The organism is Thermodesulfobacteriota bacterium, assembly GCA_036482575.1.
In the GTDB taxonomy this organism is placed as follows: Bacteria; Desulfobacterota; GWC2-55-46; order GWC2-55-46; family JAUVFY01; genus JAZGJJ01.
The window spans coordinates 1-7,124 of record JAZGJJ010000184.1 but is presented as its reverse complement, the minus strand read 5'-3'; the positions used below and the strand labels follow the sequence as shown (position 1 = coordinate 7,124).

9 protein-coding genes are annotated in these 7,124 nt (G+C 61.3%); all 9 read left to right on the top strand.

Features of this window, described 5'->3' with window-relative positions:
* Positions 1-287 precede the first annotated feature (287 nt).
* Complete coding sequence (locus tag V3W31_08025) at positions 288-1,505, top strand: type II secretion system F family protein (protein MEE9614876.1); 1,218 nt, start codon at positions 288-290, stop codon at positions 1,503-1,505.
* 9 nt (positions 1,506-1,514) lie between these two features.
* A complete protein-coding gene (gene gspG, locus V3W31_08020) occupies positions 1,515-1,973 on the top strand; it encodes a type II secretion system major pseudopilin GspG (protein ID MEE9614875.1) in 459 nt (152 codons plus the stop codon).
* Positions 1,945-2,475 (top strand): GspH/FimT family pseudopilin, encoded by a 531-nt coding sequence (locus V3W31_08015; GenBank protein MEE9614874.1) that lies wholly within the window; start codon positions 1,945-1,947, stop codon positions 2,473-2,475. The genes gspG and V3W31_08015 overlap by 29 nt, the downstream gene beginning before the upstream one ends.
* Positions 2,402-2,881 (top strand): prepilin-type N-terminal cleavage/methylation domain-containing protein, encoded by a 480-nt coding sequence (locus V3W31_08010; GenBank protein MEE9614873.1) that lies wholly within the window; start codon positions 2,402-2,404, stop codon positions 2,879-2,881. Before V3W31_08015 ends, V3W31_08010 begins: the two co-directional genes overlap by 74 nt.
* Positions 2,881-3,642, top strand: a complete 762-nt coding sequence (locus tag V3W31_08005) for a type II secretion system protein (protein ID MEE9614872.1) — start codon at positions 2,881-2,883, stop codon at positions 3,640-3,642. The genes V3W31_08010 and V3W31_08005 overlap by 1 nt, the downstream gene beginning before the upstream one ends.
* Before the next feature lie 3 nt (positions 3,643-3,645).
* Positions 3,646-4,623 carry a helix-hairpin-helix domain-containing protein gene (locus V3W31_08000; GenBank protein MEE9614871.1) on the top strand — a complete coding sequence of 326 codons (978 nt, stop codon included), beginning with the start codon at positions 3,646-3,648 and terminating at the stop codon, positions 4,621-4,623.
* 44 nt (positions 4,624-4,667) lie between these two features.
* On the top strand, positions 4,668-6,080 hold the full coding sequence (locus V3W31_07995) for a PilN domain-containing protein (GenBank protein ID MEE9614870.1): 1,413 nt from the start codon (positions 4,668-4,670) through the stop codon (positions 6,078-6,080).
* Positions 6,077-6,640: a type II secretion system protein GspM gene (gspM, locus tag V3W31_07990; GenBank protein MEE9614869.1), complete on the top strand. Its 564-nt coding sequence runs from the start codon at positions 6,077-6,079 to the stop codon at positions 6,638-6,640. The genes V3W31_07995 and gspM overlap by 4 nt, the downstream gene beginning before the upstream one ends.
* Before the next feature lie 36 nt (positions 6,641-6,676).
* Positions 6,677-7,124 (top strand): hypothetical protein (locus V3W31_07985; protein ID MEE9614868.1); only part of this gene is annotated, 448 nt, incomplete at its 3' end.

Sequence of the window (7,124 nt, the reverse complement as noted above, 5' to 3'; positions counted from 1 at the left end):
CATGTGGGGCCTCGGGAAGTGCGCGTAAATTTTTTTTGCCGTACCGGTCTACTTATTTTATTCCGTTCTATTTGTTCCTCCCACATCACACAAAAACCCCACGCACCTTTATTTCCATTATTTCCATCAGCACACAGCCCTTCCATAAAGAGTCCCCCTGCCCCCCTGCCGGGCGGCCGGGTAGGCGACTGTAGATAGTGGGTGATTTTACGCCTTTTTTGTGGGATAATAAGCCGCAGTGGTTTACGCATGGGCGGCTTCAGAGTGTGGCACCCGGAGGTTGATATATGCCTGCCTTTAAGTACAGGGCTACGGACGCGAGCGGGAACGTCATCCTGGGAGACCTGGAGGCTCGCGAGGAGAGTTCTGTCGTGAGCATGCTCCAGAGCCAGGGCTACATCCCCATAGCCATAGAGCCCCGGATTGAGGAGGGGGAGCGTCCCGAAGCCCCCCTCATTAACCTCTTTCAACGCGTTCCCCGCCAACAGGTCATCAACTTCACCCGGGAGATGTCAAGCCTGCTGAAGGCCGGGCTCCCCATCGACAGGAGCCTTAAAACACTTATTGGTGTCGTAGAGAATAAGCGCTTCCGGGGGGTGCTGAAAGACCTGCTCCGGGCAATCGAGCAGGGCAGCTCCGTTGCCGACGCCCTGGCGAAGTTCCCCGGGGTGTTCCCGACTTTTTACATCAGCATGGTGCGGGCCGGGGAGGCGAGCGGCACACTGGATAAGGGACTGCTGCGGCTTGCCGCGCTGATGGCCAGGGCGCAGGAGCTCAGAAACCAGGTCGTTTCCGCCATGATATATCCGGCCGTCCTGGTCGCCTTTAGCGGCCTGTCCATTGTATTCCTGCTGACCTATGTAATCCCCAGGTTTGCAATGACGTTTTCCGAGATGGGAGACGCCCTCCCCGTGGCTACGGTGCTCCTGATGAAGGTGAGCGCGACGCTTATAGCCTACTGGTGGGTGTTTATCCTCGCCGTCGCGGCGCTTTATCTGCTCTTTCGCGCCTATACGAAGAGTGCAGGAGGAGGGCTGGCCTGGGACAGGCTGAAGCTCGGCATGCCGATGGTGGGCGATATTATCCGCAACGCCGAGGTCGTAAGGTTCTCAAGGACCATGGGGACACTTCTCGAGGGCGGGGTCCCACCGCTCAGGTCCCTGGAGATAGTCGGCGGCACCATAAATAACCGGGCCGTGGCCGAATCCGTAAGGGCGTTGCACGACAACATGAAGCGGGGCGAGGGGCTCGGGGTGCCGCTTAAAGAGGCGGCCATCTTCTCGCCGATGGCCGTTGAGATGATAGCCGTGGGAGAGGAAACGGGGAGGCTCGACGAGATGCTCCTTGAAGTGGCGGACACCTTCGAGCAGCAGCTGAAGGAGCGGGCAAAGAGGTTCCTTGCCATGCTGGAGCCGCTCCTGATAATCGTCATGGGGTTGATCGTCGGCTTCATAGTGGTATCCATGCTGCTCGCTATCTTCAGCGTAAACGACATACCGTTCTGAGGAGCGCTTATGAGACGAGCTCGCTTAAAACGACTAAAACACCTAAAACAATTGAACAGCGCGGGCTTCTCCCTCGTGGAACTGCTGGTGGTAATGATAATACTCGCGCTCCTGGGCGCGCTTGTGCTGCCGAAGTTCATAAAGCATGTGGACCCCGCCAAGCTCAAGGCGGCCAACGTACAGATAGAGATGCTCGGCACGGCCCTCGATACGATGCGCCTGGACATAGGGCGCTACCCCACGGGCGATGAGGGGCTTGAGATGCTCAGGGCCGACCCCGGGGACGTGCCCGGGTGGAACGGCCCCTATATCAAGAAAGAGGTGCCGCTGGACCCGTGGAAGCGGGCGTATGTATACGTATATCCCGGCGAGCAGGGGGATTACGACATTATCTGTTACGGCGCGGACGGGACCCCCGGCGGTACGGAGGAAAACCAGGATGTCGTCAGCTGGAAGGGCCTTGAATAGCAGCGAGAGCCGTGGCGCGGGCTTCGTACTGGTGGAGCTCATAGTGGTCCTGATCATCGCAGGCCTGATGGTGGCCTTGACGATCCCCGTCTTTACCTCCTCCATGGAGGGGCTCCGCCTAAAGGCGGCCGTGCGGGATGTGGTCTCGACCATGAAGCACGCCAGGAGTACGGCGGTATTCCGGCAGATACCGCAGAAGGTAAGTTTCGACCTGGACGCCGACACCTACCGGGTGGCGGCTCTCGTCGCCGGAGAAGACGACGGCCTTCCCGATGGACGCAGGAGGGAGGTCGCGCTCCACGCCGACCTCCGTATCTCGGCCATGGAGTCCGGCGATGAGAGAATCGAGTCGGGGGAAGGCCATGTAGTCTTCTACCCCGACGGAAGCTCCAGCGACGGGGCGGTTACGATAAGGAACGAGAAGACGGATGAAGTCTCTACGGTCACGGTGGATATATTTACGGGGGTGGCGACGGTCAGCTTCGGCGACGACCGGGGATGAGAGGGGTTTTAGCCTCCTGGAGGTGCTGGTCGCCGTCCTTGTGCTGGGGGTCGCGCTCGGGACCATCATGACGCTCTTTTCCGGCGCCCTCAGGTCGGCGAGTATATCGGAGGAGTATTCCCGCGCGGTGCTGCTCGCCAGGAAGGGTATTGAAGAGACGATGCTCCTGGGCGAGCTCGTCCCCGGAACGGAGACGGGAAGTTTCGAGAGCGGCTACGAATGGGAGAGGACCATAACGCCTCTTCCTTTATACGGCGAGGACGAGGCGGGGTACTCCGAGGAGTCTCTGCCCTTCAACCTCTACGGGGTCGAAATGAGGGTTACGTGGCGGAGCGGGGTGAAGGAACGGGCCGCCGTCATAAGGAGCGAGGTCCTCGTGGGCGAAGACGAGCTTATCGAAGGGTGATGAGGATGGGCACCCGGGGCTTTAAAAAAGAGGGACGGCCGGGGGGCGCGCGCGCGTTACCAATCGCCGGCGGGGGCTTTACCCTGCTGGAGCTTATCGTCGCCATGCTCATACTGAGCCTGGTGGCGCTGCTGGCAGTTCAGGGGCTGCGCCTCGGCCACAGGGCATGGGAGAAGGGGGAGGCGAAGGCGTCGCACCACCACAGGGTGCGGATAGCGCTGGATACCGTCTTCAGGCAGATCTCTTCGGCCTACCCCTTGTCGGTAAAGGACAGCGAGGGCAAGGACTCGCTTCTCTTCAAGGTGGAGGGCGAAGAGCTGCGGTTCGTAACGACCCGGCCCGTGGGACGCGGTCAGGGGGGGGGAGGGGGGGGGCTCTTCTTCGTCGTATACGCCCTCAAGGAAGATATAGACTCGGGCGAGTTATCTCTGGTCGCCTACCAGCGGCCCGTTTATATGATAGAGGACTTTAAGGAGTTCGACGTCTACAGCTTTACCGAGGAGGAGCGGGCCGAGGAGCGGGAGATAACGCTTATCGCCGGTGTCACCGGCGTGGAGTGGCGCTATTCGTGGAAAGAAGGAGAGGAAGGGGAGGGGCCATTTGAGGAGGGTTTCGATGACGAGAAGAACTCCCTTCCGAGGGAGGTCACGCTCTCCGTGGGGCACAGGGAGGGGGGCCGCGACTACTTTACCGAGGTCACGGTGCCCGTCATGATGGGGCTTAAGGCTCCGTTCCAGTCCGTAAAGACCGGGGAGAGTTAACCGATGCGCGGGAAGCGGATACTTGACGATAGCGGCGTCGCCCTCGTACTGGTGCTCTGGATAACCGTACTCCTTAGCGTCATAGTCGGAAGCTTCGCCATGTCGATGCGTACCGAAGCCCGGGCGGTCAGTAACTTCATGGAGGGGTCGAAGGCGTACTACCTGGCCAGGGCCGGTTTTACGCGGGCCGTGACCGAGCTCTTGAAGGATAAGCACCTCCCCCCGGGGGAGTTTCAGGAAGAGGGCTGGAAGGTGGACGGCACGGTCAACACCTTCTCCTTTGACGGCGGGTACGCCGAGGTAAGCGTTATGGACGAGGGTGGAAAGATGGACCTGAACGCGGCGACAAGGGGCGACCTTGTAAGGGTCTTTGCCGCACTGGAGCTCGACTTCGACCAGAGGGACGTGGTGGCCGACTCCATCCTGGACTGGCGCGACGAAGACGACGTGCGCATGGTTAACGGCGCCGAGGACGGCTACTACATGTCTCTGCCGCGGCCGTACGGGGCAAAGGACGCCTCCTTCGAGGCCGTCGACGAGCTCATAAGGGTAAGGGGCATAACCGGCGAGCTCTTCCACGGCACCGGCGGCGACCTCCGCGGCGACGCCCTGGATACGGGCGAGCCGCAAAGGCCGGGACTGGAGGAGCTCTTTACGGTCTTCACCCTCTCGGCCGGGGTCAACGTCAATACCGCGTCCTTTACCATGCTGACCTCCATACCGGGCATAGATGAGCTCTATGCCCGGGAGATAATCGACATAAGGGAGAGCGACCCTTTTCAGGGGCTGGAGGAGCTCATGGAGGTGGTCCCGGGGTTGAGCCCGGGCGCCGGCTCGAAGCTTACCTTCTCATCGCCGGAGATATACACCATAGACGCGGAAGGGGGCCTGGACGGAACTCCGGCGAGGCGCTCTTTCAAGGCCGTTATAAAGATAAAGGGCAAGAGCGACTACGAAATCCTCTACTGGAGGGACGGTTGAAGATAACGGGCACCTTTTAGACTATGGAACTGTCGAAGACATCTTTGGGAATAAGTTTCGGGGACGACCGGGTCGACCTTGTATGCCTCAGGCATGCCTGGGGCAAGACCATTATGGTCGACAGCACCTCCATTCCCTTTACCTACGGGATGGAGGCGGAGCTCTTTACAAAGGGTGTGGCGGCCTTTATCGGTGCCAACCGCCTTGGCGCGGTCGAGCCCAATGTCGCCATCAGGCGAAAGGACGTAGTGCTCCTGACCACCGACCTGCCCGTGCCCGTTGAAGACAACTTGAGGGAGGTCCTCGGCTACGAGCTCGACAAGTACACCCCGTTCTCGAGGGACACGGCGATCTTCGGCTTTAGCAACCTGGGCCGCACCAAGGACGGGAGCAGAGTCAGGGTGCTGCTCGCGGCTATCGATAAGGAGCGCTTCAACTACTACCTCGACATACTGAGCGGCGCGGGGCTGAGCCCGCAGTCGGTGGAGATAAGCTCGGCCGCCCTTGCCAGGACCCTGCCGCACGGTAAGGGCTCGGGCGTGGACGCAGTTTTTTACTCGGGCGCCGACACCTGCGAACTCCTGCTTGCACGCGCGGGGAAGGTGGAGTACTCAAAAGCCCTTGCAAGGGCCGACCTTAGCGCGGAGGCCGTGCTCAAGGAGTATCAAAAAGCCCTTGCGAGCGCCGTCGAGCACGGGGGCGGGGAGATGGAACGGGTGGTCGTCTGCGGCGACGAGGGTTTTAGCAGGGATCTCCTTACATACCTCTCCGAGGGTATTGGCAAGGAGGCGGTGGAAGTGGTGGAGATAAAGGGGCTGGATACGGCCGGGGGGGGGGACGCTTCCTCCAGGAGGGTGGCGCTCGGCTGCGCCATAAGAGGGATCTCCGGCGAGATTCCCACCACGGACTTCCTGTCCCCGAAGGTGCGGGAGGCACCCGGGGCGCCCAGGGCGGCCGCGGTCGCCGTGGTGCTGCTGGCCCTGACGGCCCTTATGTGGACGGGGGAGCTCGCCGTTCGAATATCCAAGGAGAAGAGCGCCCTTCAGCGGATCGACATGGAGATAGCCGGACTCAAGGGTACGGTGGCGGAGGCCGAGGATATCAGGGGGGAGACCATGCTGGTGGAGGGCAGCCTCCAACAGATGGAGGGCTTCGTCGCGGGGAAAGGGGCCTTCCTTCAGGTGCTCGGAGAGCTCACCGACGTCATTCCCGACGACAGCTACCTTACCATGCTCAAGTACCACGACGACGAGATAGAGATGTTGGGGCGCTCGACGTCGGCCGTTACGCTGCTGTCGCTCCTCGACGCCTCCCCCATGTTCGAGGACGTGCGCTTCTCCGCTACTATGACAAGGAAGAACGCAAGGACCGCGGCCAGAGCGGGCAACAAGGCCGCTACCAAAGACAGGGCCACGGAGGAGTTCAGGATCAAGGCCACGGTGGTGCGTAAACAGTGAATATAAGCAAAAGAGTTCAGGGGTTGCTGGCTATTGCGGGCGTCCTGGCGCTGCTGGTCGCGGGCAAGGCGGTTTACGGCTTCCTTGTGGCTCACGAGCAGACCCTCCATGAGAAGGTCGAGCTCAAGGCCGCCCTGCTGGAGCGTTACCGGAGCACCGTGGAGGCGAAGAAGGACTGGGAGCCCAGGAGAGAGCGGGGCGCGGAGGCCCTCAAGGAAGCCGGCGGGCTTTTGTTCAAGGCAAGGACCCAGGCCCTGGCCGCGGCACGCCTCCAGAAGTTCGTACAGACAAAGGCCAGGGAGCACAAAGTGAACGTTAAAAGCGTGCGTATAGCGAAGGCTGTAACACTCGACGAATACAGCAGGGTGTCGGTCGTCGTGGTCACCGAGAGCGGTATAAGGGGCCTTGTCGACCTGCTCCACGATATCGATACGAGCGGGAGGCTTATGACCGTCTCCGCGGTTACCGCGAAAGGCTCCGTCATCAAAGGGAGTTCGCGGTTGAGTACGACCCTTACGGTAGACGGGCTGGCGGTTATTGAAGAAGGTGGCTCCGGTTAGGGTAAATACGCGGATATGGGTAGCCGGGGTGTTGAGATGACGAGGGCTCTGCTCTTCTTACAGGTAGCCGCGCTGGTCCTGGCCGTCTTTGCAGGCGGGCGCTTTGTGCGGACGTTGTTTGTCGACGTGGCCCCCGGCGGCGCGGCGGGCGAGGGCGCGGGGAAGGACGCCGCGGTACTCTCTTCTCCCGGAAGCACCCTCCGGGAGGGTGGTGACGGGCGGACAAAGGCCGGGGAGCTCTATGCCGGCATTATCGAGCGCAACCTCTTTCATGACGCCAGGAAGGAGGGCGCCGGCGAAGTGGCGCCTCCGAGGCCGGCGTCCAGGAAGACGCCGAGGCCGGAGCGGAGGTCGAAGTCCGTCGTCCTCGAGGGCATAATCATAGTCGGCGACTACAGGGCCGCCGTGATAAAAGACATCGGGGCGAAACGCCGCGGCGCGCGCCCCTCCAGGAGGGTACAGGTGGGGGACGCTATAGGGGATA